Source organism: Domibacillus sp., assembly GCF_031181085.1.
Classification (GTDB): Bacteria; Bacillota; Bacilli; order Bacillales; family Domibacillaceae; genus Domibacillus.
Genome location: NZ_JAPSLE010000006.1, coordinates 187,409 through 212,094, shown reverse-complemented (window position 1 = coordinate 212,094; position 24,686 = coordinate 187,409). Strand labels below are relative to the sequence as shown.

Sequence of the window (24,686 nt, the reverse complement as noted above, 5' to 3'; positions counted from 1 at the left end):
TTTGTTTAACAAACTATGGATGAAGCTTGTGATCGTTTTTGGGGCGGCGGGTCTGCTGATAACATCCTTCACAGCATTCCGCATCTGGTCTTTCGGCAGCCAGGTGGAATATCAAAAGGCAGATGCCGCTATCGTACTCGGCGCTGCGGTCTGGAACGGCCAGCCGTCGCCTGTTTTGCGTGAAAGAGTCGATCATGCCCTTTGGCTGTATAAGAAGGGGTATGTGGACAAGCTGGTTTTTACGGGCGGAAGAGGCGATGGAGAGAAAACAGCGGAATCGGAGGCGGCAAGAGACTATGCGATGAAGAAAGACGTACAGGCGGATGACATTTTGATTGAAACAGAATCCGCCATTACGGAAGAAAACCTTCAATATGCTTACAAGCTGGCGAAAGAAAAAAAGCTGAAAACTTTTGCGCTTGTCAGTGATCCGCTGCATATGAAGCGTGCTATGCTGTTGGCGAAAACAATCGGAATGAATGTTTATTCGTCACCTGCCCAAACCTCCGCTTATCAAACGATCAACAGCCAAATCCCGTTTCTCTGCCGGGAAGTGTTTTTATACATAGGCTACGTGGTAAGCCGGCCGTTTCGATCATGAAAAGGATATCAAGAGATAAATGAAGGTCTTGTTTTGATGTAAATAAAGCCGTCCATCCCTGCTGTAAAAGGATGGACGGCTTTTTTAGTGAGTAGAGTGGCGTTTTTTCGCATTCATTAAATACTGGACAAATACTTCGTCACGAGCCAGCCAGACGGCTTCCTGCCGTTTTAAAAAACGTTCTCCTTCTTCAAAACTTGAGAACGTTTCCGGCCGCTGTTCATGATTTTGTTCAATACCCCATTGTTCAGAAGACAGAGGATGCAGTAAAAAGCCATCATCCTGCCTGTTTGTGTACAGGGCGCCAAAAGAACTGTCTGGCAGGTTGTAGCGGTTACGTCTCGCATCTTCTTTGAGCGGCTCGCGGCCGAATACAGCTGTTACAAACAGTTCAAACGCTTCTGCTGATAAAGAGCAGCCCGAGGCTTTTGCATGGCCGCCGCCGCCAAAAAGCCCGGCAGTGCGCGAAACATCAACGTCATCGTGAATAGTCCGGAGACTGATTCGCCTGCTGCCCACACTGATGATGGCGATATAATCGAGATGGGAAAACTCTTTGCTTAGTTCATTGCCAAGCTCAGAATGGTACGATTCTGCATGGACAACGCCGGCCCATTGGTCGTGGACATAGGCTTGTATAACCTCGCGCTTTTTCCGGCGGATGTATCGCTCTGTTTTTCTTTCTTCCATATCCAGAATTTTCTCTTCAAACTCATTAAAGAAAAAGTGGTCGCCTGTGTTCAGCCGGTTCAGCATTGCTTCTTCAAATTCATCGATAGAGATTAAAAAGAAAAGGGCGTTCAGCCGCTGGGCTTTTCGATTGTTGAGCTTTTCCCAATCCCACGTGTCATATTGCCGGACGAGCTCCACAAATTCGGCTACCGCTGCCGAGTGTGTAAGGTGCTCATATTTCAGCAGATACTCGTAAAACAAAGAAGTCGCCGAAGCCGGACGGCTTTCTTTTTCCTCTATAACGACCTCTGCCCATTTATAGTTGTTCAGGTGCAGCGCTGTTTGATGGTGATCGAGCAGCTGAACTTTTCCGCCGTTTTGATAAAACTGGTTCAGCTTTTCTTCGTTTTCTTCGTTCACGGATAAATCGGTAATAAACAGAAACGTGTCCGGATCTCCGTTTTCTAAAAACCATTCGACTTCCTGGTTTAGTCCGGAAATGGAATTGTAGCGGACACTTACATCAGAGCCAAAGGCAAGCTTTGCTAAAATCCCGCATGAAACACCGTCCAGATCATTATGAGATAACAGTTTGTACATATTTTTCACCTCAAAACGTAGTATGAGGACAAAGGGCAAAAAATATTGAAAAGTGTTCCTTCTTTCTGACGGGTATGCCGTCTTTTATTTTGGATAAAATAGAAAGAAAAGGGGTGAAAGAATGACGCTGGTCCGTCTCGGTTACGCAGCTATGAGCATGAATGTTCAAAATGGTTCTCCTTCTCAAACAATGACCCATGCTCAGTTTTCAAAAATTGGGGATAGGGAAGCGGCCATCCATAAACTAGAACGTATTGCAATGTCAAATCTCCATAATTGTCTGCGGCTGCTTCGGCACAATGCGGCGCACGATATCCACTTTTTTCGGCTTAGTTCCAAACTGATTCCAATGGCGAATCACCCGGAACTTTCGGATTGGAATTACATAAAGCCGCTTGGAGAAAGCTTAAAGGCCATTCGTTCGTATTTAAAAGAGCATCAGGACATGCGGATTGACTTTCATCCGGATCATTTTGTTGTGTTAAACTCACCAAAACCTGATATTTTAAAAACGGCTGTTCAAACACTCCGTATGCATCGGTTGCTGTTAAAAGGAATGGGGATTGCCCCCGAACACCGATGTGTCGTACACGTAGGCGGCGGCTATCGTGACAAAGAAGCGGCACTCGAGCAGTTCGTGGAAAATTGGGGGCTTCTTCCCGCTCCTTTGCAGCGCATGATGATGCTTGAAAATGATGATAAAACCTTTACGATCAATGAAACGCTGTACCTATGTGAAAAGCTTGGTATTCCGGCGGTGTTCGATTATCATCACCATGCAGCCAACCATGAAAAGGAAGCAGAGTGGGAGGCGGCATGGGAGCGCGTCACTGCTACATGGCAATCCTCTGCGCTGCCAGTGAAAATGCATATGTCGAGTCCAAAGTCAGAAGAAGATTTCAGAGCCCATGCAGATTTCATTGATGAAAAGGAATTTCTGCATTTTCTTCATCGTGTGAAAGGAAGCGTGCCGCAAATTGATGTCATGATTGAAGCGAAACAAAAAGATAATGCCCTTTTTGCCTTGATGAGGGAATTGAAAAAAGAAGGAATTGAACAAGTGGATGGAGCCAGCTTTTATATACAGGGATAAAGGAAAGAGGAATATGTATAAACGCATATTTGATCTTTAAAACAGGTGCCAAAATATAAAGCCAATCCTTTTTAATAAAGGATTGGCTTTATATGGTCCTGCCTTATTTTCGTTTCAGGTTCATCTTCTTGCGTTTTCTTGGTACATCTATAATAGTCATCTCACAGCCGGCTTCTGTCCCGTATGGATCGCTTGAGCCTTGATCCGCTTTTCCGGACTGTGATGGCTGCCCTTGTTTATTGCTCGTACCAGCTTGTTGGTTAGAAGAGGCAACAGACATATCAGATCCAGCTTCTGTGCTATACGGATCCGATGCATTCTGTTGATTTTTCCCAGCTTGTGCGGAGCTGCCCTGTTTGTTGCTCCGTCCCGGTTTTTGATTGCCGAAAGTAAAGGACGTATCCGATCCAGCTTCTGTACTATATTGATCCGATGCATTTTGCGGGCTTTTTCCAGTTTGCGCGGAGCTGCCCTGTTTGTTGCTCCGTCCCGGTTTTTGATTACCGAAAGTAAAGGACGTATCAGATCCGGCTTCTGTACCATACTGATCGGATGAATTCTGCTGGTTTTTCCCGGATTGTGCCGAGCCGTCCTGCTTGTTGTTTTTCCCGGCTTTTTTATTGCCGGAAGTAACGGACATATCGGAACCGGCCTCTGTGCCATACTGATCAGACGAATTCTGCTGGTTTTTCCCGGATTGTGCTGACACGCCCTTCTTGCTGTTTTTCCCGGTTTTTTGAATACGGGAAGCGAAGGACATGTCTAAGCCGGCTTCTGTCCCGTATTGGCCGGTTGAGTCTTTTTGTTTTTTCTCAGACTTTGCCGCTTCGCCTTGTTTATTCTTTTTATTTTGCTCGTCAGCCGGTTTCACAGAGATATCCGATCCGGCTTCGGTTTGGTATCGGTCCATCGAAATGGTTTTCTTTTTTTGATCTTGAATGACGGCGCCTTGTTGATCAATATTGGCTTTGTTGACATTCGGCCGAACCGCCATATCGGAGCCGGCTTCGGTTTGGTATTTGAAAGTGGATACAGCCTGGTTGGCGTTTTTGTCCGCGTTTTTGCCGCCGTCCTTTTTCTTGTTTTGCTGAGATTGTCCAGCGGGTCCCTGCTTTAGCATATACATATGGAAAAAATATTCGCCAATTGCAATGACAACGGCGCATAAAAGAGCAGCTGCCCATAATGAAATACGCGGTTCAAACAAAAGGGCTCCCAGCAGCCAGACACCAATAAGTGTTAAGCCAAAATCAGCAGCAGATGCTGTAGGATTTCCGAATCTCGGTAAAATAAATAAATCCCCGATCAGAAAGCCGGCGGCAGTGAGCAGAACGCTGATTGTGAAGATGTCACCCAAGGAAATATTAAAGAATCCGCCTAGAATAATCCAAAGAACGAGCGTTACCATGACAAATTTTATTAACAATGCTGATACATATTTCATCGTGTTCGTTCCTCCTCCAACTTTAGAATCATGGCCGTTATGCTTTCCTGCATACAATAAGAGCGCAATACTGGGTAAACAGCGGACAGACCATTACTGGTTGGTCATGCCTTTACGTAGGATGTGGAGTTGGCGGTGAAAATATTTAAACTTATTTTGTTTTTTGCTTTTTAAGGATTCAGGATTTCCGGCAATAAAAAAGGCCGGTCCCTTTGTTTGAAAGAGGCCGGCCTTTTTATCAATGAGTCAGTATAAAACGGATCTGGAAAAGAAAAAATAAAGAAAAGAATGCAGCTGTTGTATTATTGGGATGATGAAACAATTAAACAAATGGAATCCAGAGGAATTACACGTTGCTTTTTTTGGGCTGTGATGATCGTAACTGTTTCTTTATCCACTTCATGAATATGGCCGGATATGGCTTTTTTTGATAATACAATATTTACCTTTTTGTCGATGTAACCTAATAAGAAAATAGGGAGTGTCATTTTAAAGAAAAGGTGAATCAATTCGGGAGAAGAAGCAACTGTTTCCCCGAATTTAAACATAAGTGCACGTCGAAGTACGGGGTCAATGTCAAGTAAAGCCGGTCCTTTTTCGAGTCCGGGATGGCGTGTAAAGGACTTGATCGATTTTATTTTTGAAAAAGGAATGATTATTTCGTGCTCTTTTTTCTTTAAGAGCACGAAATTACGTCCAGCCAGCTGAACACGCCCGGATTGCTTGTAAAGAAGCACGCTGCTTTTGGGTAGTGCTGTCTGCGGCAGCTTTTTTTTGCCGGCATGCGCTTTCAGCCGGACAGTCCGTCTTTTCTTGCGTTTTCTTGCTGCCAGCTTTTTCTTAAATAAACTTTCTTTACTGTTTTTTATTTTTGTTCGGTTTCCTTTTTTAACGGCTGGCAGCCCTGCTTCTCCTTCACGCGTAAGTACTACTTCTGCCCACTGGCCGACTAATCCTTCGAATGATACTCTTCGTCCTTCTTCCGACTGTTCGTTCGACAAAGCAAGGTTAAGCAATAGTGCGTTCGTTTCATCAATTTTGGCTTCGAGCTCCTCCTGCTGTCTCTCAGGAAGACAGGAAGGAGGGGATGGAAAAGTTGGCCTGTTTTCGCTCTTTGAACAGTCCTCTTTATGGCCAAAAGAATCATCGAAATGTGAATGTTCCTGCATGGGGTCACTTCCTTTTTGCTCAAGCTTTCCTTTTTATCACACGTAAAGAAACAACGTTCCTCTTTCTTCATATCGTATGTGATCATTTTTCACTGGTGACTTGTAAAAATAATTCTATTTTTTTCTAAAAAAGGGGACGGTAGTTTATTCAGATTTACTAGTTAAGCATAGGATGATAGTAGACTGTGAGAAGCAGATGAAAGCAGCGAAACGGTTTACGGCTTGCGCTTTTCTCAGTCTAAATACTTCACTGTAATGGGAAAGGAGGAAAACTATGAGTATGCTAAACTGTAATTGTCATGATTTTGGAAAAAATCATCATCATTCCTGCGGCTGCAGCAAAGGCCATTCTTTCAGCCAGTTTCATTCACACAACCACCATCTGCATCATGATTTCCAGCATCATGGTTTATGCAGCCGCTGCGGACATGGGCATGGAGACCACCATTTTATGGACAGATGTTTGTGCGATGATCGTTTCCGCATCCGCTTGAGCGGGTTAAGAAGCAGCATGGCATTTCGTTTGCGGCAGCTGATCGGTGAGCGAGTTAAGGTTGTCCTTGAAGAGGAGAAGATTGTTCAAGGGAGAATTACTTTTGTAGGCAATGATTTTATTGAGATTGTTGTGAAAGTGAAAAAAGAGAATCATAATCATGGATTCAAGCAAAAAGTGTTCCTTGTCCAATTTGATCAAATCAAGTGGGTAGAACGGCTTGATAAATTCTGCTGACAAGCCCTATGAAAAAAGCGGTATTCCTTATGGAACACCGCTTTTCCATGTGAAAAGGAAACAAACCGTTTAATCTTACCAATGTCAATGAGATAAAGGCGGCAAATGGGGCTGTACTTTGCTGTGAACCCGCATAATTCCCCACATTCCCTGCTCAATATCCCAGCGAATGTTGCCGGACCGGTACATATAATCCCCTGGATAGTTGTAGATTCCCCCAGCACCGCCGATTAAAAGCAGGTCTTCTGTGACACCCACAGCCATATGGCCTGTGTATGAATCAATACGGGATTCAATATCTCTCGGGTCGAATTTCCAATTATGGCCGTGAAGGTGAAAGGTGTGCGCTCTTCGGCGTTCTGACGGTGTCGTAAGCCGAATCACGACTGGATCACCAGGATACGCTTCAAAAACAGGTGTGGCCGGATCACCGTGAACCTCTGAGCTAAATAAGTCACTTAAAACAGGATGTTTCCTAAAACGGTTAATTAATCGTTCTGTCCGATAATTGAAGCCGCGTGACCCGAAATCATAGGTATCTACTTCATCGTCTTCAGGGTCAGGTTCTGGAATTACGCCGTCCAGTGGATCGATAATCACTTTACCGTTCTTGTCTTCTAAACGAACACCGTCATGCATGACTAAAACAAATTCTCTGTATCCGCCGCCGACCAGCGGATTCTTAAGCACTACATTCGTGCCAGTTCGAACAGGTTCCAGCGTGTAAGGATCGTGGTATGTTGTAAACCGCGGCTCCGCAATAAATGCGCCAAATGTTCCAAAGGAGCGGTGATTCCGCAAATCGGCCATATCCCACATGGCGCAGGTGCCAAATCCGTCCTGCACATGCCAGCGATACGTAATTGATTCGCCAGGTCCTACCGTCTGGTCAGGATTAAAGCCAACGGTGCCGCCGCTCGAAGTGGTCACATCATAGTCCAGCATATTGACATGCAGGGAAATCCGCAGGGACGGCGGGTAAAAAGCCTGCTCTTTTACTGGTGGATAAGGATGAATGCCATCCGGGAACGGGAATAAGTCAAACTTGAGCCGGCTGGTTAAGGTAACTTCGACTAAATCACCAGAATTACCTCTCAGTACCAGCGGCTCCGGGTTTTTTCTACCTGACAGAATGTCAGCTACGTCTTCTTCTAAAGCAAACACGATGCCAAATGGGTCATGATCCCCAAATGAGTTGTATAAAATTGGCGTTTGAAAAGCGACGACACTGTATCGCCGAATTGGCGCATTATGCGCTGCTTCAGGCGGAAGGGTAGACTGTGGATCGGCAGGAGCCGGCGGCTTTCCGGTTACTTCAGGCAGCGGCCGTGTTCTTGGCTCCGGTAAAGGCTGGTCGGACAGTGGAATGAGATGATCTACTTCCTGATCATATGCGCGGATTAATCCCCACGTACCGTTCCACACATCTTCTTCTGTTTCAAAAGCCCACAAATAATCCCCGGCTCTTGGAACGTCTATTTCAAACGTAAAAGATTCTGAAATGCCGATATGCTGCTGTGACCGGATCTGGGAATCATTACTCGGCCGCTCTGATCTCCATCTTAATCCATGTAAATTAAAGCTGTGTGATTCTTCATGAGCACCCTGCAGAAGCCGAATACGGATGGAATCTCCTTCATAAGCCTTGAAAACGGGCGTGATGGGATCTCCATTTACATAGGAGCTGAACGAGTAGGCGGGGTCACAGTCTTTCCCAAGCCGGAACTGCAGCGGCTCGTTTTTATAATTAACCGCAAAAATACCAGGATCATCCGGTGAACCAGGAAACTTCGGCGGCTGAATCGGACAGCCGTCTTTATCAAATAAAAAAGCAAAATCCTGGACAAACAGTGCAAAGTCACGATAATCAGGGATAAGCGGATGTCTGACCGTTATTTCGGCTCCCTTATCCGTTTCTTCACCTGTTTTAGAATCTAAAAATTGAGAAAAGCGCGGATGCACGACAATGGTTCCAAAAATACCATGCAGCTGATGGGAAACAGGAAACAGATGGTCATGAACGAAAAAGGCTTTTAATTCCGTTTCGGCGAAATATTCATACCGAATCGTTTCATTCGGCAAAACGGAGCTGTCATAATTCCACCCTACGTTAGCGCCGTCTGCTACGAGAACATCAAATTTGACGAAATGAATATGGAAAGCAGTCTCATACGTTCGGGTCACCAGCTGAAAAGCGTCTCCATCGAGAATATGGGGGAGCCGGTTGGTGAAATTAACTCGAATACACGTATTGGCGGCTACATGCAGCACAAGCGGTTCCGGTTCTTTTTTTCCGGACAGCACATCATCCAGGTCTTCATCCCGCACATAAATCCTTCCTTTTGGGTCATACCAGCCTTGTTTGTTATAAACAATCGGCAGCTCAATGACGGATATGTTGAACTCTTCAACAACCGAATTATTCATGCATGGATCTACAAAAACAGCTCCAGGCCTTGCATTCGGGATAGCTGCGTTTTTCTCAAGCTCCGTCATCTCCCGGCCGCCGACAATACCGAGAGGGGGCCGGGGTGCCTTGCAGCCGACTTTTCCGGGAATGAAGTTCGGGAATCCCGGCCTTTCTTTTGTCGGGCTCGGCGGGGCTGGGCGGTCCGGCAGCGGCTGAAGCGGGGCAATCGGCGCGCCGTTCGGATAGCACTGGCTTCCGTCCTGTAATGTGTCAAAAATCCGGTTCAGCCCCCACATCCCGGCTTCAAAGTGCGTATACAGGTGGCAGTGAATGATCACATCCCCGATCGTCCCGGGCAGACTCCCGAGTCCGTACAAAGGCTGAATGCTGTAGTGGGACTGCGGGCTGATCGCCTGTGCATCTACGAATTCTGACTGAACGTTACTCGGGTCTCTCAGCCATTGATGTGCATGATAGTGAAAAACATGTGTCTCTTTGGCAGCTGCATGAATCAGGCGGATCACAGCCGGATCATCCCGGTATCCGCGCAGAATCGGCGTTGCAGGATCGCCAAACATCCAGGAGTCGTGATGAACTTCCTCGCCTTCAACCTCGGGGGACACAACACCTTCTTCCACCAGCTTTAGGCGGTTATGAAGAGGTTCATACCGGTAATTCACGCCATGAAACGATTCGGCTTCCTGATTGGTCATCGCATTAAGCGGCGGGTTGCCGGTTAAATCATCCACTTCCATCTCATCATGGAAAAACCATGCGTATTCACGGAAGGAGGGAAGGAAAGGATGATGAATGTCTGCAAACACACCGCTGTTAATCGGCCCGCCTGTAACGGGGTCCGTCCACCAGGACCCTCTTTTTTCGACGAGCAGCGTACCGAAAAGGCCTTGAATACTGGAACCTTCTTCGGTGCTCGATACATTGCCGACATCGGTGAAAAAACAAATGCCTTCAAACGTGGCCTCCAGCTTGTAAAGAAGCTGTTCACCACATTCAGCCAGTGAGCTCGGATTAAATCCGACATTGGCTCCGTCTGACGTTAACACGTTATAATCGAGATCCTGAAAATGCATGCCTGCTGCAAAAGGAAGCTGATTTTCAAAGAGAATTTCAACCGTATCACCTTCGTTCGCCCTGATCGTAAGCGGCTGTACAAGTTCTACCGGCGTAAAGGGGTTTTTACGGATCAGCTCTTTTACCTTTTCTTCATTTTCCTTCAACACATACATCTGTCCATCAGGGTTATGGTCGCCAAAATTGTTTACCACCATCCGGATGGGAATCGCGACTACATGATAACGACGTATCATCGTTTTCCTCCTCGTTACAGCATGTCATTTAACTCTGGGATGCGCGGATCACCGGAAAACTCAATATAAAACACTTCGATATTGTCAATATGAATGAGCCAGCTTCGGTTTTCAAGCTGGGCAAAATGGGTCGTTTCGACTGCAAGCTCTACTTGGTCTCCTATCAAGGAAACAATTTCACCGACAAACATAAAGGGATAGGAAGGGGTCAATATAAAAGCCCTTTGGCCAATGGATGCCCCGAAGTATTCCACAAGAGCCGTATCATGCATAACATTAAGGGAATTTAAACTGGAAGATCTAGACGTCATTCTTCTGCACTTCCTTTCTTCCTGGCTTTAAATAAGCGGGAACCGCTCATTGCAATCAAAACAAGGTGTCAGCTGGGCAATTTTTTCAAGAGGAATGGACAGCGGCAGCGGAAACTGAAAAAATGGCGCATTTAAAATTTTAATGGTGACTGGATCAATTGTCAGATGGCTTCTCTCTACTTCAACAATCGGTCCGCAAAAAATAGGTCTGAATGTCTGGCCGAGCAAATTTAGTTGAGACGCTTCGGTAATAATTAATACACTCTGGCCTATCAAACTGGTCAATTCTTCAAAAAAATCATCCTCGTCATCCTCTTCCTCGTCTTCCTCCTCTTCTTCTTCTTCCTCTTCCTCTTCCTCGTCTTCCTCCTCTTCTTCTTCTTCCTCGTCTTCCTCCTCGTGGTCTTTTTCCTCATCCTCTTTTTTATCGTTTTCTTGTTCTGCTGCATGTTCCTTTTCTTCCGTGTTGTCCTCGGATATCTCCAGTTCTTTACTCGTATTTTCATTTTCCGCGGCAATTAGGTTTTCAGCTTGTTTTTCTTTTTCATCCCGTTTGTTACTCATTCTATCTCTCCTTTACTAAAAGAATCCGCAGGCAAGACATGTGAAGACTGAGGCAGTGAGAAATGGGAATACATTCACCTAAAATATTCGGGAAAGTCTTGTTACAATTAATGGAAAGAGGCTTATGTAACGTATGTTTTGAATTGTAACAATATGCGCAATATCAATTTCGTGCTTTTCCTTCCAAAAAGATAGACGGAGAGTTTGGCTGTCTATATCCTCCATTTTTCCGAATAAAGCTTTTTTTTCAGTTTCAACCTTCACCCATAAGTACTTCCAGGAATTCAAATTCGTTAAAAGTGTTTCCTCATAAAACTGCTGAATGAGTATATCTCTCGCGGCAACGGTCTCGCCAAAATTGGAAAGTAAACGCTGTTTTAGCTGATTATCATAAATAAGATTTTGGTGGGTAGTGGAATAAAGAGGAATACCTGTTGGAATATTAGCGGATTCAATTGCTTGAAAAGGAATCCAAATCCGCTCTTTTGCATTTGTGAGCATCACAAAATCACGGCCAACCGCATTCACTTTGCCCGTTGTTTCAACAACATGCCCGCCTTTTCTCAGAAAAACGATTACCTGCTGATTTCGTCTCATCTTAAAGAATTTTTTCAGTATTAAAAACTTTCTTTTTTGGGGAGCAGATTTTGCGATCTGCAGCAGATTCGCCTGTTCTTTGTATTCAGTAAACAAGCGTATTTCTTCTGTAGGCGCCGCCCCGGCAGGGGAGCTGAATCTTTCTTTTGTTTCGTCTGTTTTGCTTTCAGTTCGTGGTTCGCATTTTCTTTTTTCGAGCAATGCGGAAAGGTATTGATCAAATCTCATATGGGTTTTCATTATGTTCCCCCTTATGCCAAACTACAGAAAATGTATATGTACATGCAGAATGATTATTCTTACGAAAAACATTAAGGACAGCAGGTTGTCTTTGTAATCTGCTGAGTGATTACTTTAAAAAATCAGTAAAAATGGTTAGATGCATTATACGGGGCTGTAAGTACGTTCATACGATATAGAACCAAGAAAAAACTTGGAATAAATAGGGAGGGGGGTTAACGAATATATGGGCAGTTGGAAATGTTATCACTGCAAGTCTAAGAATGACGATAAGGTAAAAAATTGCAAACGCTGCAATGCTTATTATTATAAAAAGGAGGAAAAGGATATGGAGTGTAAAAAGCAAAAACACAAAAAAGTATATACGTCGGGGCCTATTTCAAATGCGGCAGCAGGGGCTCAGGTTGCCCAAGAGCTATGGGTATCTGCCACAAACTTTGACAAAGATTCTGTACAGGTGAAAGTAGAAGTATTGAACTGGGGCGACCCGGCTATTTCTGCTGGACTTACGACTACGCCTGTTGGTATGGCCGTTCCAATGAAAGCGATGGCTGCACCGGTCATGCCGGCAGAAAAAACGAAAATTCCATGCCATCAGACGCAGCACTTTTTTGCGGACTTACTAAATGGCGGTCCTATGGCAACACCGGTTCTTTCATTTGAAATCCGCATCACAGTTATCAGTAAGGATCCTGATGCAAAAGTTGTTTTCAATGCGGTTTCTTACAGCGCAGAAGCAGTAGAGCCGGAGGTAGAAGAAATCGATGTGCTAGGGCTTGAAGAAGAAGAAGAAGAAGAGCCGGCAGCAGGCGCAGCAGTAACAGCCGCTTTGTTCTCATTCAAAGATTTTGTTTTGCTGGAAAAAAAGTAAAGCAGCATGATTAGTGTTTTGTAAGACCCCTGAGCTAGAAGGGGTCTTATTTGTGTGAACAAGAGATATCTGCTTGAGAATACGCATAGCTATAAAAAGCAAAAATTGCAAAGAAAGTTGTTTTTATTAAATTATTCAGCCTGTGAAGGTGAGGTGCAAGAATGAAGGAAGTTACGCTGCTGTATCTTTTGGCTATAGACCTACTATTATGCAGTATTCTGTTTGTGTATGTATTTCGCCGGAAAAAATGGGTCGGCATTCAACTTGGGATGAATATCAGCCAGGTGATGGGCGGAGTCGCGGCGCTGCTGGCCGGGATTGTTTTGATTTTGGCCTTTCCTTTTCATTTTTCGCTCATTACAATCACTTCCGCTGCAATCGGTGCTGCAGCAGGCGCAGCGTTTGGACTGCTTTTTGATTATCAAACCTGTTTAGCTGGAGTAACAAACGGTTTCATGGTTGGCATTATGGCTCCTATGCTGGGATCAGTACTAGATATGCCAGGCCAAATTATTTTGTTTGTTCACGGTCTCTTTTTGTTCTGCTTCCTTCTTATTATTATCTCTATTCAAAGGTCGTGAGGAAATTGCTATTCATTTTATTATTAAGCAGCTGGAATGGAGTTGAATTATATCGCATTTATCATTTATTAAAGAAAAAGCAGCTGCTTTTTGACGATCATTTTACACTTGTCATTTGTATGACTATCACGATGCTTACTTCCTTCCTTTTTAGTATGTACTTGATTCTGCTTTTTCCCGGCTTTTATGGTGCTTCTTTGCTTTTCGGGACATGGAGTGGCTGGAATTTTGGTAAATTGCTGCGAAATCCAGCTCAATTGAATGGGTTATATAATGGAGCAATCGGAGGAGCAATGGGTACGATGCTTGGTGCTGTTCTGCAGAACCCGGCTTTATGCAGAATACCGGTCGAATCAGCCGCTGCTATGGATCTGGCCGCCATTCCATTTGCTGCTGCCTGCTTTTATGCCTGTATTCTGTTATCTATTCGCTATTCGCTTCGCATGTAGAAAGGAGAGTAGATGCGATGAAGAAAGCTTCGCTCGCCGCTGCCGCTGTTATAGGGTGTGTTTTCTTTTATTATATTTGGGTTTCTCTGTCAGACCTGCCTAATCTAGGCCGAGTGGATGAATCTTCTCTCCAAGAGGTAAGCGGTAATGCTTTTTCGACGAATGGGAAGCCGGCGCTTGTGTCGTTTTTTTACACCAAGTGCCCGGATGTCTGTCCCTTTACGATACAGGATTTAAAAAAGCTTCAGCGGACATTGGAGGAAAAAGGAATAGAAGAGGAGCAGTATAGTATCTTATCTGTTACGCTTGATCCAGCGTTTGATACTGTACCAGTCATTTTGCAGTATAAGGAAGCCTTTGATATTCAATCATCGAACTGGCTGTTTCTGCGCGGCACTGAACAGCAAACGAGAAAATACGCTGAGCAATTTAACATGGTATATGAAAAAAGCGAAGAGGGCGTCATTACGCATTCAACTTCCATGTATATGGTAGACGCGGACGGCCGGATAAGAGCTGTTCATGATATGGCATCCGGCAATAAAAGAGTGGACATTGAGAAAGCAGCCGCGCACCTTATACAGTTAATCGAATAAAAAAGTCAGCCTGAATGAATCATTCGGGCTGACTCGGATATCATTTACGCTTTTACCCATTCTGTTTCTAATTCAATGCCGGCTGCTCTCATCATCGTCATCAACGGGCACCGGGCATCGGTTTTTTCTTGTAGTTCTGCAAGGCGTTCTTCCGATTCGCTTGTGGAAACCTTTGCTTTAAAGGAAACTTTTTCAAAAAACACTTGAACTCCAGGCTCTCCCCGCATACCGAGCGGATCAAGTACTCCTTTTACATCCATCTCCATGGATTGAAGGTCAAAATTCATTTCCTGTGCCACCATATACGCGATAATGTTTTCGCATCCAGCTAAAGAAGCGAGGAGATAAGAAAGGGGATCGGGGCCGTTGTCGCCTCCGCCGACTGCCGGCGGCTCATCCAATATAAGTGTATGCTGCTTTGATTGAATTGTCGTTTTTAATTTTTCTGTCGTACCGGTTACATGAAAAGTCATTTTATCTTTTAAATCCATGGATCGATCCTCCTGTTGTATGGCATGCCTGTATAGCTTGCCGCAGTTCGGAAAATTTAAACCCAAAATCCGCTGGCCAAGCGTATCGAATGAGCTTAATGAGAAGTTGTTTGTAAGCCGGCGGCCCAGTTTTCTGCCGCAAAGTCCCCATTTATTTTTACGGCTGCCTCATAGCCCTGGCTTGCTGCACCGACCAGACTCGTAAAGGTGTTTTTGGCATCGCCAATAATAAACAAATCCTTGATCTCTGTTTGTCCGTGCTGGCCGGTCACATATTCATGTTGATCATTGAGCCGAATGCCGAGCTGGGCGGGAAGAGAGGAGCCTTGTCGTTCTCCGGTAGAAGCCATAAAGCCGCCGGTGCGGCGGATGCTGTCCCCATTTTGCAACACCACTTTTTCTAATTGCCCATCCGTCGACTGCAGGTTAGCGATAGGTGTTTCAATCAGCGGAATATTGTAATGCATAAGCTGTTTTTTTTCTTCTGCTGTGATTCCAGCCGGCCCGTTGGAAAAAACGATTAAGTCTTTACTCCAGTTAAAAATGAGTTTAACGAACGGAAGAAGAGCTTTTCCGTCTGCAAAAAGGGCAATCGGATCGTGCTGCCGTTCCCAGCCGTCACAGTATGGACAATGAAAAACCGTTTTTCCATATACTTTATCAAGCCCCGGAATATCGGGCAGGTGGTCCTTCATACCGGTTGCGAAAATCATTTTCCTGCCGGAAGCCATTTTTCCATTTTTAGTTTTTACCATAAAGAGGCCGTTTTTTCGTTCAACATCTTCCACGACATCCTTAATGAAGGTAACATTTGGATACGTTTTTAGTTGTTCTCTGGCAATTTCGCGAATTTCATCCGGGCTGGCGCCATCCCTTGTTAAAAAACCGTGCGATCTTAATGTGGCACTGTTTCTCGGCCTGTCTTCATCAATCACAAGCACTTTTTTCAAAGACCTGCCCAAAACGAGTGCCGCATTTAAACCGCCCGGTCCGCCGCCTGCAATGACAACGTCTACTTGTTCATTGTTCATGATTTTGGCCTCCGTTTAGTGTCGTATTATCGTTTCGCCTGTTCCCTGAATAGCGCGGGATCAAACGTTAAAACGAAGTATGATACCATCCGCATTGGTCATACTAAAGACCAGGAGGTGTAAGCAAATGGCGAAAGACGTTCTTTGTGAAGTAAACAACTGCAAATACTGGAGTTCTGGAAACAAATGTAGTGCAGATGCCATTTACGTGGTGAGTCATAAAGGCAAACAGGCCTCCAACCAGGAAGAAACTGACTGTAAAACATTCGTACCAGAAGTGTAAAAATGAAGGGCAGCCATCTGGCTGTCCTCTTTTTTAGTATTGATAATTGCTTCCTTTTCATACACGGATGCACATTATTTTTTCAAATGCCGATTTGGAAGAGAGGGATAAACTTTTGCTTTTGTTGGTTGATTCACATGCGGAAGTGGTATGATACTAGAAAGAACCAGAAATGAAAGGGGACTTCTTGTATCATGCGTGAATTACAAAAAGAAATCATTGAAGAGCTGCAAGTACAGCCGCAAATCGATCCACAAAAAGAGATTCGCCGAAGCATTGATTTTCTTAAAGACTATCTCCGCCAGTATCCTTTCCTGAAAGGATACGTGCTCGGAATTTCTGGGGGGCAAGATTCCACGCTTGCCGGGCGCCTTGCGCAGCTTGCAGTGGAAGAGCTTCGTGAAGAAACTGGCAAGGATTATACCTTTTATGCCGTCCGCCTTCCATATGGAGTCCAAAAAGACGAGCCGGATGCACAGGCTGCTATGGACTTTATTGGAGCGGATGAGCGCCTGACGGTTAATATTAAAGGAGCGGTGGACGCCAGCGAAGCGGCCGTTGAAGCCGCCGGTATTGAGATTTCCGATTTTATAAAAGGAAATGATAAAGCGCGTGAGCGAATGAAAGTGCAGTATGCGATCGCTGCAGCAAAAGGAGCGGTAGTGATCGGAACGGACCATTCGGCGGAAGCTGTTACCGGCTTTTATACAAAGTTTGGTGACGGGGCAGCCGACGTTGTTCCGTTGTTCCGTTTAAATAAGCGCCAGGGCCGTTCTATGCTGAAGGAGCTCGGTGCACCGGAGCACTTGTATATGAAAGTACCGACTGCTGACCTTGAAGACAATAAACCGTTGATCCCGGATGAAGTGGCGCTCGGTGTAACGTATGAACAAATTGATGACTATCTTGAAGGAAAAGAAATTCCAGCTGAGGCAGCTGAAAAAATCGAGGCGCATTTTACAAAAACACGCCATAAACGCCATCTTCCAATTACGGTATTTGATGATTTTTGGAAAAACTAAAACTTTCCGGCTGACGCCGGGAAGTTTTTTTATGGGAACAAAAAATGATGTAAACGGTATCCGCCGCAGAGCAGTGCGTATTTTTACTTTTTGAATTTTCAATAAACAGAACAATGCCTTGACCGGCTCCATTGAACCATATAAAATGAGGTCAAAATGTGTGAACACGAACAAAAAATAGATAAATGTTTCCGATAATACGGAATTGAAGGGAAGAGAGTAAAATCATGACAGGGAAATCAGAATTGCAGCACCAGGAAATGATTCTTGTACTTGACTTTGGAAGCCAGTACAACCAGTTGATCACACGTCGTATTCGTGAATTTGGCGTATACAGCGAGCTGCATCCGCACACTATTACAGTTGAAGAAATCAAAGAGATCAATCCGAAAGGGATTATTTTCTCAGGTGGCCCAAACAGCGTATACGCAGATGACGCCTTTCACTGCGATGAGCGTATTTTTGACTTGAATGTGCCGATTTTCGGTATTTGCTACGGTATGCAGCTGATGACAAAACACTTTGGCGGTACAGTTTCAAAAGCGTCGCACCGTGAATACGGAAAAGCCGCTATTACCGTTCAAAATGAGTCTGCTCTATTTACAGATCTTCCGAACGAACAGGTTGTCTGGATGAGCCATAGTGACCTTGTAACAGAAGCACCAGCTGGTTTTACAGTTGATGCGGTAAGTCCATCATGCCCAATTGCTGCAATGAGCAATAAAGCTGAAAACCTGTACGCAGTTCAATTCCATCCGGAAGTAAAGCATTCCGTATACGGAAACGATCTTTTAAAGAACTTTGTATTTGGTGTATGTGGCTGCACAGGCGACTGGTCTATGGAAAACTACGTTGAAATCGAAGTGGAAAAAATCCGCCAAATCGTCGGCGATAAAAAAGTGCTTTGCGCGATGTCCGGCGGTGTAGATTCATCTGTTGTAGCGGTTTTGATCCATAAAGCAATCGGCGATCAGTTAACATGTATTTTTGTTGACCACGGCCTTCTTCGTAAAGGAGAAGCTGAGCAGGTTATGGATACATTTGCTAACGGCTTTAACATTAATATTATTAAAGTTGATGCGAAAGAGCGCTTTATGAACAAGCTGGCAGGCGTATCAGATCCAGAACAAAAACGGAAAATTATCGGTAACGAGTTTATTTACGTTTTTGATGATGAAGCATCAAAACTTCAAGGTATTGAATTCCTGGCGCAGGGAACACTTTACACAGATATCATCGAAAGTGGTACAGCTACGGCGCAGACGATTAAATCGCACCACAACGTGGGCGGACTGCCGGAAGATATGCAGTTTAAGCTGATTGAGCCGCTTAGCACGCTGTTTAAAGATGAAGTGCGCGCGCTTGGAACAGAGCTTGGTATTCCAGAACATATCGTTTGGCGCCAGCCGTTCCCAGGTCCTGGACTGGGCATCCGTGTACTTGGAGCGATTTCAGAAGAAAAATTGGAAATTGTTCGTGAATCTGATATGATTTTGCGCGAAGAAATCGCCAATCATGGTCTTGAGCGTGAAATTTGGCAGTACTTCACTGTACTTCCGGACATCCGCAGCGTAGGAGTTATGGGAGATGCACGCACATATGATTACACAGTCGGTATCCGTGCCGTAACATCCATTGACGGTATGACATCAGATTGGGCGCGTATTCCATGGGATGTGCTTGAAGTGATTTCTACGCGTATTGTCAACGAGGTCGCACACGTAAACCGCGTTGTGTATGACATTACGAGCAAGCCGCCTGCAACAATCGAGTGGGAATAAACGAACAAAAAACATAAAAAAATACTTTTCGTTCGTGTTTTGTATTGACGAACGAATGGTATATCAGTAAAATGAAAGAGTACATTATTACTTTTACATGCATCGTATATCGTCGAGAATAAGGCTTGACAGTTTCTACCGGACTGCCGTAAATGGTCCGACTACGAATGAATGGAAAGAGAATGTCTCTTTCTATATTCCTTTGCTAGTCGTACCCGGAGCATCCACCGCTCCGGGTATTTTTCGTTCGTATATAAGATCGAAGGGAGAAAAAAGAATGAGAAAGTTTTTCCATATGGATGAACTTGGAACAACGTACCGCCGCGAGATGATTGGCGGCTTAACCACGTTTTTATCTATGGCGTATATTTTAGTGGTCAATCCGCTGACATTATCTTTGCAGTCTATACCGGATTTGCCAGATACAATGCGAATGGATCACGGGGCAGTTTTTACAGCTACAGCATTGGCTGCCGCGATTGGATCAATAATCATGGGGCTGCTTGCCAAGTACCCGATTGGGCTTGCTCCGGGCATGGGATTAAATGCATTTTTTGCATATACTGTCATATTAACGTACGGAATTCCTTGGCAGACAGCGCTGACTGGCGTTTTGTTCTCAGGTATTATCTTCATTTTCTTAACAATGACAGGCTTGCGGGAAACAATTATTAACTCAATTCCGCTTGAGCTTAAATATGCAGTTGGAGCAGGGATTGGTTTATTTATTACATTTGTCGGCTTTCAAAATGCCGGTATTATCGTCAATGACGACGCTGTACTTGTCGGACTTGGAGATTTAAGTTCTGGTCCAACACTTCTGACGATTTTTGGTTTGATTATTACCGTGATTATGATGACTAAAGGAGTCAATGGAGGCATTTTTTACGGCATGCTGATCACAGCGGTAGTCGGCATGATTTTCGGCCTTGTTGACCTGCCGGCTAAAATTGTTTCAGCGGCACCAAGCGTAGCACCGACATTCGGCGTAGCACTTGAAAACATTTTTCAAACGCCGGGCGACATTTTCACACTGCAAATGCTTGTTATTGTCTTAACGTTTTTGTTTGTGGACTTTTTTGATACAGCAGGCACACTTGTCGCAGTGGCTACTCAAGCAGGCTTAATGAAAGACAATAAGCTGCCGCGGGCAGGAAAAGCGTTACTAGCTGATTCTTGCGCAACGGTAGCTGGGGCACTACTTGGAACTTCGACTACAACTTCGTATATTGAGTCATCTGCTGGCGTAGCTGCTGGGGCACGGACAGGGCTTGCGGCTGTCGTAACGGGTGTATTGTTCCTTCTATCTCTGTTTTTCTTCCCGTTGCTGTCGGTGATTACATCACATGTAACAGCACCGGCAATCATTATTGTTGGGGTATTGATGGTCTCGGCTTTAGGTCGAATTGACTGGACGAAGTTTGAAATTGCCGTTCCGGCGTTTTTAACAATTATTGCTATGCCGCTTTCTTACAGTATTGCAACTGGAATTGCAATGGGCTTTATTTTCTATCCGATTACAATGCTTGTAAAAGGGCGCGGAAAAGAAATCCATCCAATTATGTATTTCTTATTTGTTGTATTTGTGCTTTATTTTGTATTTTTAAAATAGTTCTAAAACACCTCTCTGCCAAACAGGGAGGTGTTTTTTTGCGTCGCCCTCATGCTATACTGTAAAAAACAAAACAACGGGGATGTGCCATGGAGAAATTTTTTGTGAAAAAGGTATTAAACAACAATGTGCTCATTGCAGCGTCAGGTGATAAAACAGAAGTTGTACTGATCGGCAGAGGGATCGGCTTTGGCCGGCATCAGGGAGACAGCATTGTGCGGAGTTCGGTGGAAAAGCTGTTTGTATTAAAGGACCGGAGCGAGCAGGAGCAGTATAAAAAGCTGCTGCCTCACTTAGATGATGAAACGTTGAAAGTCATTATCGGGGCAGTGGAGATCATTCGTGAGCGGGTAGGGGAAACGCTGAACGAGCACATTCACGTCGGTTTGACAGATCACCTGTTGTTTGCGGTAAATCGCATGATGCGCGGCATGGGAATTAGCAACCCGTTTTTATTGGAAACGAAAGCGCTCTATCCGTTTGAATATGAAATAGCAGAAGAGGTTACAAAGCTGATTAACAGCAAGCTGACGATTAAACTGCCAGAAGGAGAAACCGGCTTTATTGCTCTTCATATTCACAGTGCGATCGCCAATAAAGATGTGAAAGATTTAAGCCGTCACTCTGAGCTCATTGCGACATTAGTTGGAATGATTGAATCTCAGCTTGAGGTGGAGCTGGACAAGGAAAGTATTGATTATATGCGCCTTGTACGCCATATACGATATACGATTGAACGGGTAGTCCGCGGGGAAAAAGTCGAAGAACCAGAAAAAATCGCAAACCTATTGAAAGCGGAATATCCTGTGTGTTATAATTTGTCGTGGAAGCTGATCAAAGTGATGCAGCAGACATTAAAACATCCCGTGTATGATGCGGAAGCGGTTTATTTAACGATGCATCTGCAGCGGATACAGACAAAAATGAAATAATTACATTGTTCTTTACGTGTTACTGATACGATCAGGCATGAGTAAAGAAGATACAGGGAAACTAGGGGTTTATTAAGACTTCTATTTTCTGATGTCTTCTTTCTTCATGCCTTTTTTCGTGCTTGTCTGTCTGATTCATCTTTGAAATGCACATACTATTTAATAATAGAGGAGGAAACACACATGTTTAAAAAGCTTTTCGGTGTGCTTCAGAAAATCGGTAAAGCACTTATGCTGCCTGTTGCGATTTTGCCGGCTGCCGGACTTTTGCTTGCGTTTGGTAATGCGCTGCAAAACCCAGCTTTAACTGATTTAGCACCGTTTTTAACAGCTGACTGGGTTGTTACAGTCGCATCTGTTATGGAAAACTCAGGTGACATTGTTTTCGGAAACCTGCCGATACTCTTTGCGGTCGGTGTAGCGATTGGTCTTGCAGGCGGTGACGGTGTTGCCGGTCTTGCTGCGATCGTCGGATATTTAATTATGAACGCAACGATGGGTACAGCGCTAGGCTTGGAGAGAATCGCTGTTCTAGAAGGCGGAAATCCTGCTTATGCGCTTATTCTTGGAATTCCATCCCTGCAAACCGGTGTATTCGGCGGGATTATCGTGGGAGCAATTGCTGCTTACATGTACAACAAATTCTTTAACATTGAATTGCCGTCATACTTAGGATTCTTTGCGGGCAAAAGGTTTGTTCCAATTGCAACAGCAGCTTCAGCAGTGGTTCTTGGTCTTCTTATGATTGTGATCTGGCCGCCAATTCAAAGTGGCTTAAATGCCTTTTCACACGTACTGCTAGAAGGTAATCTTGCACTATCAGCTTTTATTTTCGGTGTAATTGAACGTAGCTTAATTCCATTCGGTCTACATCACATTTTTTACTCACCATTCTGGTATGAATTTGGCCAGTACACAACGGCGGCGGGTGAAATTGTTCGTGGTGACCAGCCAATGTTTATGGCGCAGATTCGAGACGGTGTTGAAAACTTAACAGCTGGTACATTTATGACGGGTAAATATCCATTCATGATGTTTGGTCTTCCGGCAGCAGCGCTTGCGATTTATCATGAAGCGCGTCCGGAGCGCAAAAAAGTAGTAGCTGGCCTTATGGGTTCTGCTGCATTAACATCTTTCCTAACAGGGATTACAGAGCCGCTTGAGTTCTCATTCTTGTTCGTAGCACCTGTTTTGTTCGGAGTTCACGCGATTTTTGCAGGTCTGTCATTTATGACAATGAACTTGCTGGATGTAAAAATTGGTATGACATTCTCAGGCGGTTTGATTGACTATACACTATTCGGTCTTTTAAACCCGCAAACAAATGCATGGATTGTCATTCCAGTAGGTTTTGTATTTGCGGTTATCTACTACTTCGGTTTCCGTTTTGCGATCCGCAAGTTTAACCTTGCAACACCAGGACGTGAGACAGAAGATGCAGATAGTGAAGAAGGACCAGCAGTTGTAGCCGGTGATCTTCCATACGAGATTCTGGATGCGATGGGCGGAAAAGAAAACATTGCGAACCTTGACGCTTGTATCACACGTCTTCGTGTATCTGTAAATGATATTGGCAACGTTGATAAAAAACGCTTGAAACAGCTTGGAGCAGCGGGTGTCCTTGAAGTGGGCAACAACATCCAGGCCATCTTTGGACCGAAATCAGACGGTCTTCGCCACCAAATGGCGGATATTATGAAAGGCAACAAGCCTCGTCCAACAGCAGCTGCAAAGCCGGCGGACCAGGAAGTACAAAAAGAAGTGGAAAACGCGGCACCAGCTGCAATCCGCAATGATATAGAAGATAAATTTGTAGCACCTATTTCAGGTGAACTTCTGCCAATTACAGAAGTACCGGACCCTGTTTTCGCTGGAAAAATGATGGGTGACGGCTTTGCGATCAAGCCGGACGATGGTACAGTCGTATCTCCGGTAAACGGTAAAATCATCAACGTCTTCCCGACAAAGCATGCGATTGGTATTACTGCGGACAGTGGACGCGAAATCTTGATTCACTTCGGTATCGATACAGTAAAGCTGAACGGGGAAGGTTTTGAAGCCCTTGTATCAGAAGGTGATGAAGTCAAAGCAGGCCAGCCGCTTCTTAAAGTGGATCTGGACTACATTGCAAAAAATGCCACATCGACGATCACGCCGATTATTTTCACAAACCTTGCAGAAGGTCAATCCGTAACGGTTGAAAAGCCGGGAACTGTGAAAAATGGCGACGAGAACATCATCACTATTAAATAAGAAGCAATCTGCCTCAGCCGATCATTCGGCTGAGGCTTTTTTAATGAGCGCCGATATGGTAAACTGCCGGGGAAGAGGAGTGAATCACGATGATGGATAATGCGTTACTAATGGTTGTCATTATTTTGCTGATCAATATTGTATACGTTTCATTTTTTACGATCCGCATGATTTTGACACTGAAGGGCTATCGGTATACAGCCGCTTTTGTCAGTACGATTGAGGTTGTCATTTATGTTGTAGGTCTTGGACTGGTGCTCGATAACTTAAACGAAATTCAAAACTTGATTGCTTATGCGGTCGGCTACGGTGTGGGAGTGATCGTTGGTATGAAGATCGAGGAAAAGCTGGCGCTTGGATATATTACGGTGAATGTGATCACAAAGGAATATGATAAAGACCTGCCGAAGCAATTGCGCCAGGAAGGCTACGGAGTCACCAGCTGGGCGGCGAACGGGCTTGAAGGCGAACGGATGGCGATGCAGATTTTGACACCGCGTAAATATGAGCTGAAGCTGTATGAGAAAATTAAAGACCTTGACCCAAAAGCATTTATTATTGCTTTTGAACCGAAAACTATTCATGGCGGCTTCTGGGTAAAACAAGTGAGAAAGGGAAAATTGATGCAATGAGCAAAAAAAAGAGTTTTTACGTGCAGGAAAACGAAACGATTGATGAGTGCCTCGAACGAATGAAGCGTGAAGGCTATATGCCGGTGCGGCGGATGGAAAAGCCTCTTTTTGAAGAACGGAAGGAAAACGGGGAAACAATTCATGTGCCGATTGGTCGTGAAATCGTCTTTGAAGGAAAAATAATGACTTAAATACGAACATTAAAATATAAGTGATAAATATCGTTCGATTTTTTGTTGACAACCCCTTCGATCGGTTGTTAATATGTAGAGGACAAATAAAGCACCTCATATAATAGCGGGAATATGGCCCGCGAGTTTCTACCGGCCGCCGTAAACGAGCCGACTATGGGGAAAGCATTCGTACTCTCGATCGACTACGGGCGAATCGCTT

General features: G+C 44.6%; 24 protein-coding genes and 2 riboswitches. Of the genes, 15 read left to right on the top strand and 9 right to left on the bottom strand.

The window, feature by feature from the left end; all coding sequences use genetic code 11:
- Position 1 precedes the first annotated feature (1 nt).
- Positions 2-601, top strand: a complete 600-nt coding sequence (locus RIN81_RS11295) for a YdcF family protein (RefSeq protein ID WP_309090222.1) — start codon at positions 2-4, stop codon at positions 599-601.
- 84 nt (positions 602-685) lie between these two features.
- Here the strand turns inward: RIN81_RS11295 and RIN81_RS11290 are convergent, their stop codons facing one another.
- The gene (locus tag RIN81_RS11290) at positions 686-1,873 is read right to left on the bottom strand and encodes a DHH family phosphoesterase (RefSeq protein WP_309090220.1); all 1,188 of its coding nucleotides are present in this window, start codon (positions 1,871-1,873) and stop codon (positions 686-688) included.
- Between the two features lie 121 nt (positions 1,874-1,994).
- Here RIN81_RS11290 and uvsE point away from each other — a divergent pair, with 121 nt between their 5' ends.
- On the top strand, positions 1,995-2,966 hold the full coding sequence (gene uvsE, locus RIN81_RS11285) for a UV DNA damage repair endonuclease UvsE (RefSeq protein WP_309090218.1): 972 nt from the start codon (positions 1,995-1,997) through the stop codon (positions 2,964-2,966).
- A gap of 103 nt (positions 2,967-3,069) precedes the next feature.
- Here uvsE and RIN81_RS11280 read toward each other — a convergent pair whose 3' ends face one another.
- Both RIN81_RS11280 and RIN81_RS11275 read right to left on the bottom strand, forming a co-directional pair.
- Positions 3,070-4,410, bottom strand: a complete 1,341-nt coding sequence (locus RIN81_RS11280) for a DUF2512 family protein (protein ID WP_309090216.1) — start codon at positions 4,408-4,410, stop codon at positions 3,070-3,072.
- Positions 4,411-4,712: 302 nt separating this feature from the next.
- Positions 4,713-5,579 (bottom strand): LSm family protein, encoded by an 867-nt coding sequence (locus RIN81_RS11275; RefSeq protein ID WP_309090214.1) that lies wholly within the window; start codon positions 5,577-5,579, stop codon positions 4,713-4,715.
- 274 nt (positions 5,580-5,853) lie between these two features.
- Between RIN81_RS11275 and RIN81_RS11270 the strand changes: the two genes are divergently transcribed.
- Positions 5,854-6,309 carry a hypothetical protein gene (locus tag RIN81_RS11270; RefSeq protein WP_309090211.1) on the top strand — a complete coding sequence of 152 codons (456 nt, stop codon included), beginning with the start codon at positions 5,854-5,856 and terminating at the stop codon, positions 6,307-6,309.
- Between the two features lie 84 nt (positions 6,310-6,393).
- Here the strand turns inward: RIN81_RS11270 and RIN81_RS11265 are convergent, their stop codons facing one another.
- From RIN81_RS11265 to RIN81_RS11250, 4 genes are all read right to left on the bottom strand, one after another.
- The gene (locus RIN81_RS11265) at positions 6,394-10,047 is read right to left on the bottom strand and encodes a multicopper oxidase domain-containing protein (protein ID WP_309090210.1); all 3,654 of its coding nucleotides are present in this window, start codon (positions 10,045-10,047) and stop codon (positions 6,394-6,396) included.
- Positions 10,048-10,061: 14 nt separating this feature from the next.
- A complete protein-coding gene (locus tag RIN81_RS11260) occupies positions 10,062-10,358 on the bottom strand; it encodes a hypothetical protein (protein WP_309090209.1) in 297 nt (98 codons plus the stop codon).
- Positions 10,359-10,385: 27 nt separating this feature from the next.
- A complete protein-coding gene (locus RIN81_RS11255; protein WP_309090207.1) occupies positions 10,386-10,922 on the bottom strand; it encodes a hypothetical protein in 537 nt (178 codons plus the stop codon).
- Positions 10,923-11,000: 78 nt separating this feature from the next.
- Positions 11,001-11,759 carry a hypothetical protein gene (locus RIN81_RS11250; RefSeq protein ID WP_309090205.1) on the bottom strand — a complete coding sequence of 253 codons (759 nt, stop codon included), beginning with the start codon at positions 11,757-11,759 and terminating at the stop codon, positions 11,001-11,003.
- A 328-nt stretch (positions 11,760-12,087) separates the two neighbouring features.
- On the opposite strand from RIN81_RS11250, the gene RIN81_RS11245 reads away from it, so the two are divergent.
- From RIN81_RS11245 to RIN81_RS11230, 4 genes are all read left to right on the top strand, one after another.
- A complete protein-coding gene (locus RIN81_RS11245) occupies positions 12,088-12,630 on the top strand; it encodes a hypothetical protein (RefSeq protein ID WP_309090203.1) in 543 nt (180 codons plus the stop codon).
- 161 nt (positions 12,631-12,791) lie between these two features.
- Positions 12,792-13,211: a hypothetical protein gene (locus RIN81_RS11240; protein WP_309090201.1), complete on the top strand. Its 420-nt coding sequence runs from the start codon at positions 12,792-12,794 to the stop codon at positions 13,209-13,211.
- Positions 13,212-13,216: 5 nt separating this feature from the next.
- Positions 13,217-13,660 carry a hypothetical protein gene (locus RIN81_RS11235; RefSeq protein WP_309090199.1) on the top strand — a complete coding sequence of 148 codons (444 nt, stop codon included), beginning with the start codon at positions 13,217-13,219 and terminating at the stop codon, positions 13,658-13,660.
- Positions 13,661-13,677: 17 nt separating this feature from the next.
- Positions 13,678-14,256 (top strand): SCO family protein, encoded by a 579-nt coding sequence (locus tag RIN81_RS11230; protein ID WP_309090197.1) that lies wholly within the window; start codon positions 13,678-13,680, stop codon positions 14,254-14,256.
- A 44-nt stretch (positions 14,257-14,300) separates the two neighbouring features.
- Here RIN81_RS11230 and RIN81_RS11225 read toward each other — a convergent pair whose 3' ends face one another.
- Together RIN81_RS11225 and RIN81_RS11220 are read right to left on the bottom strand one after the other, a co-directional pair.
- Complete coding sequence (locus tag RIN81_RS11225) at positions 14,301-14,747, bottom strand: OsmC family protein (protein WP_309090195.1); 447 nt, start codon at positions 14,745-14,747, stop codon at positions 14,301-14,303.
- 95 nt (positions 14,748-14,842) lie between these two features.
- Entirely contained in the window at positions 14,843-15,778 is a 936-nt protein-coding gene (locus tag RIN81_RS11220; protein WP_309090193.1) for an NAD(P)/FAD-dependent oxidoreductase, read from the bottom strand.
- Between the two features lie 127 nt (positions 15,779-15,905).
- Here RIN81_RS11220 and RIN81_RS11215 point away from each other — a divergent pair, with 127 nt between their 5' ends.
- From RIN81_RS11215 to RIN81_RS11180, 8 genes are all read left to right on the top strand, one after another.
- Positions 15,906-16,061 carry a DUF1540 domain-containing protein gene (locus RIN81_RS11215; protein ID WP_242233956.1) on the top strand — a complete coding sequence of 52 codons (156 nt, stop codon included), beginning with the start codon at positions 15,906-15,908 and terminating at the stop codon, positions 16,059-16,061.
- Between the two features lie 194 nt (positions 16,062-16,255).
- Positions 16,256-17,083, top strand: coding sequence for an ammonia-dependent NAD(+) synthetase (nadE, locus tag RIN81_RS11210; protein WP_251272669.1), 828 nt, complete (start codon positions 16,256-16,258; stop codon positions 17,081-17,083).
- 227 nt (positions 17,084-17,310) lie between these two features.
- A complete protein-coding gene (gene guaA, locus RIN81_RS11205; RefSeq protein ID WP_242233954.1) occupies positions 17,311-18,864 on the top strand; it encodes a glutamine-hydrolyzing GMP synthase in 1,554 nt (517 codons plus the stop codon).
- A gap of 83 nt (positions 18,865-18,947) precedes the next feature.
- Positions 18,948-19,048, top strand: a riboswitch (purine riboswitch).
- A 93-nt stretch (positions 19,049-19,141) separates the two neighbouring features.
- On the top strand, positions 19,142-20,476 hold the full coding sequence (locus tag RIN81_RS11200; RefSeq protein WP_309090191.1) for an NCS2 family permease: 1,335 nt from the start codon (positions 19,142-19,144) through the stop codon (positions 20,474-20,476).
- 89 nt (positions 20,477-20,565) lie between these two features.
- Positions 20,566-21,408, top strand: a complete 843-nt coding sequence (gene glcT, locus RIN81_RS11195) for a glucose PTS transporter transcription antiterminator GlcT (protein ID WP_309090188.1) — start codon at positions 20,566-20,568, stop codon at positions 21,406-21,408.
- 183 nt (positions 21,409-21,591) lie between these two features.
- Positions 21,592-23,661, top strand: coding sequence for a glucose-specific PTS transporter subunit IIBC (gene ptsG, locus RIN81_RS11190; protein WP_309090186.1), 2,070 nt, complete (start codon positions 21,592-21,594; stop codon positions 23,659-23,661).
- A gap of 89 nt (positions 23,662-23,750) precedes the next feature.
- Positions 23,751-24,293, top strand: coding sequence for a DUF2179 domain-containing protein (locus RIN81_RS11185; protein ID WP_309090184.1), 543 nt, complete (start codon positions 23,751-23,753; stop codon positions 24,291-24,293).
- Positions 24,290-24,484, top strand: a complete 195-nt coding sequence (locus RIN81_RS11180) for an NETI motif-containing protein (RefSeq protein ID WP_309090181.1) — start codon at positions 24,290-24,292, stop codon at positions 24,482-24,484. Before RIN81_RS11185 ends, RIN81_RS11180 begins: the two co-directional genes overlap by 4 nt.
- Positions 24,485-24,560: 76 nt before the next feature.
- Positions 24,561-24,661, top strand: a riboswitch (purine riboswitch).
- Positions 24,662-24,686 lie beyond the last annotated feature (25 nt).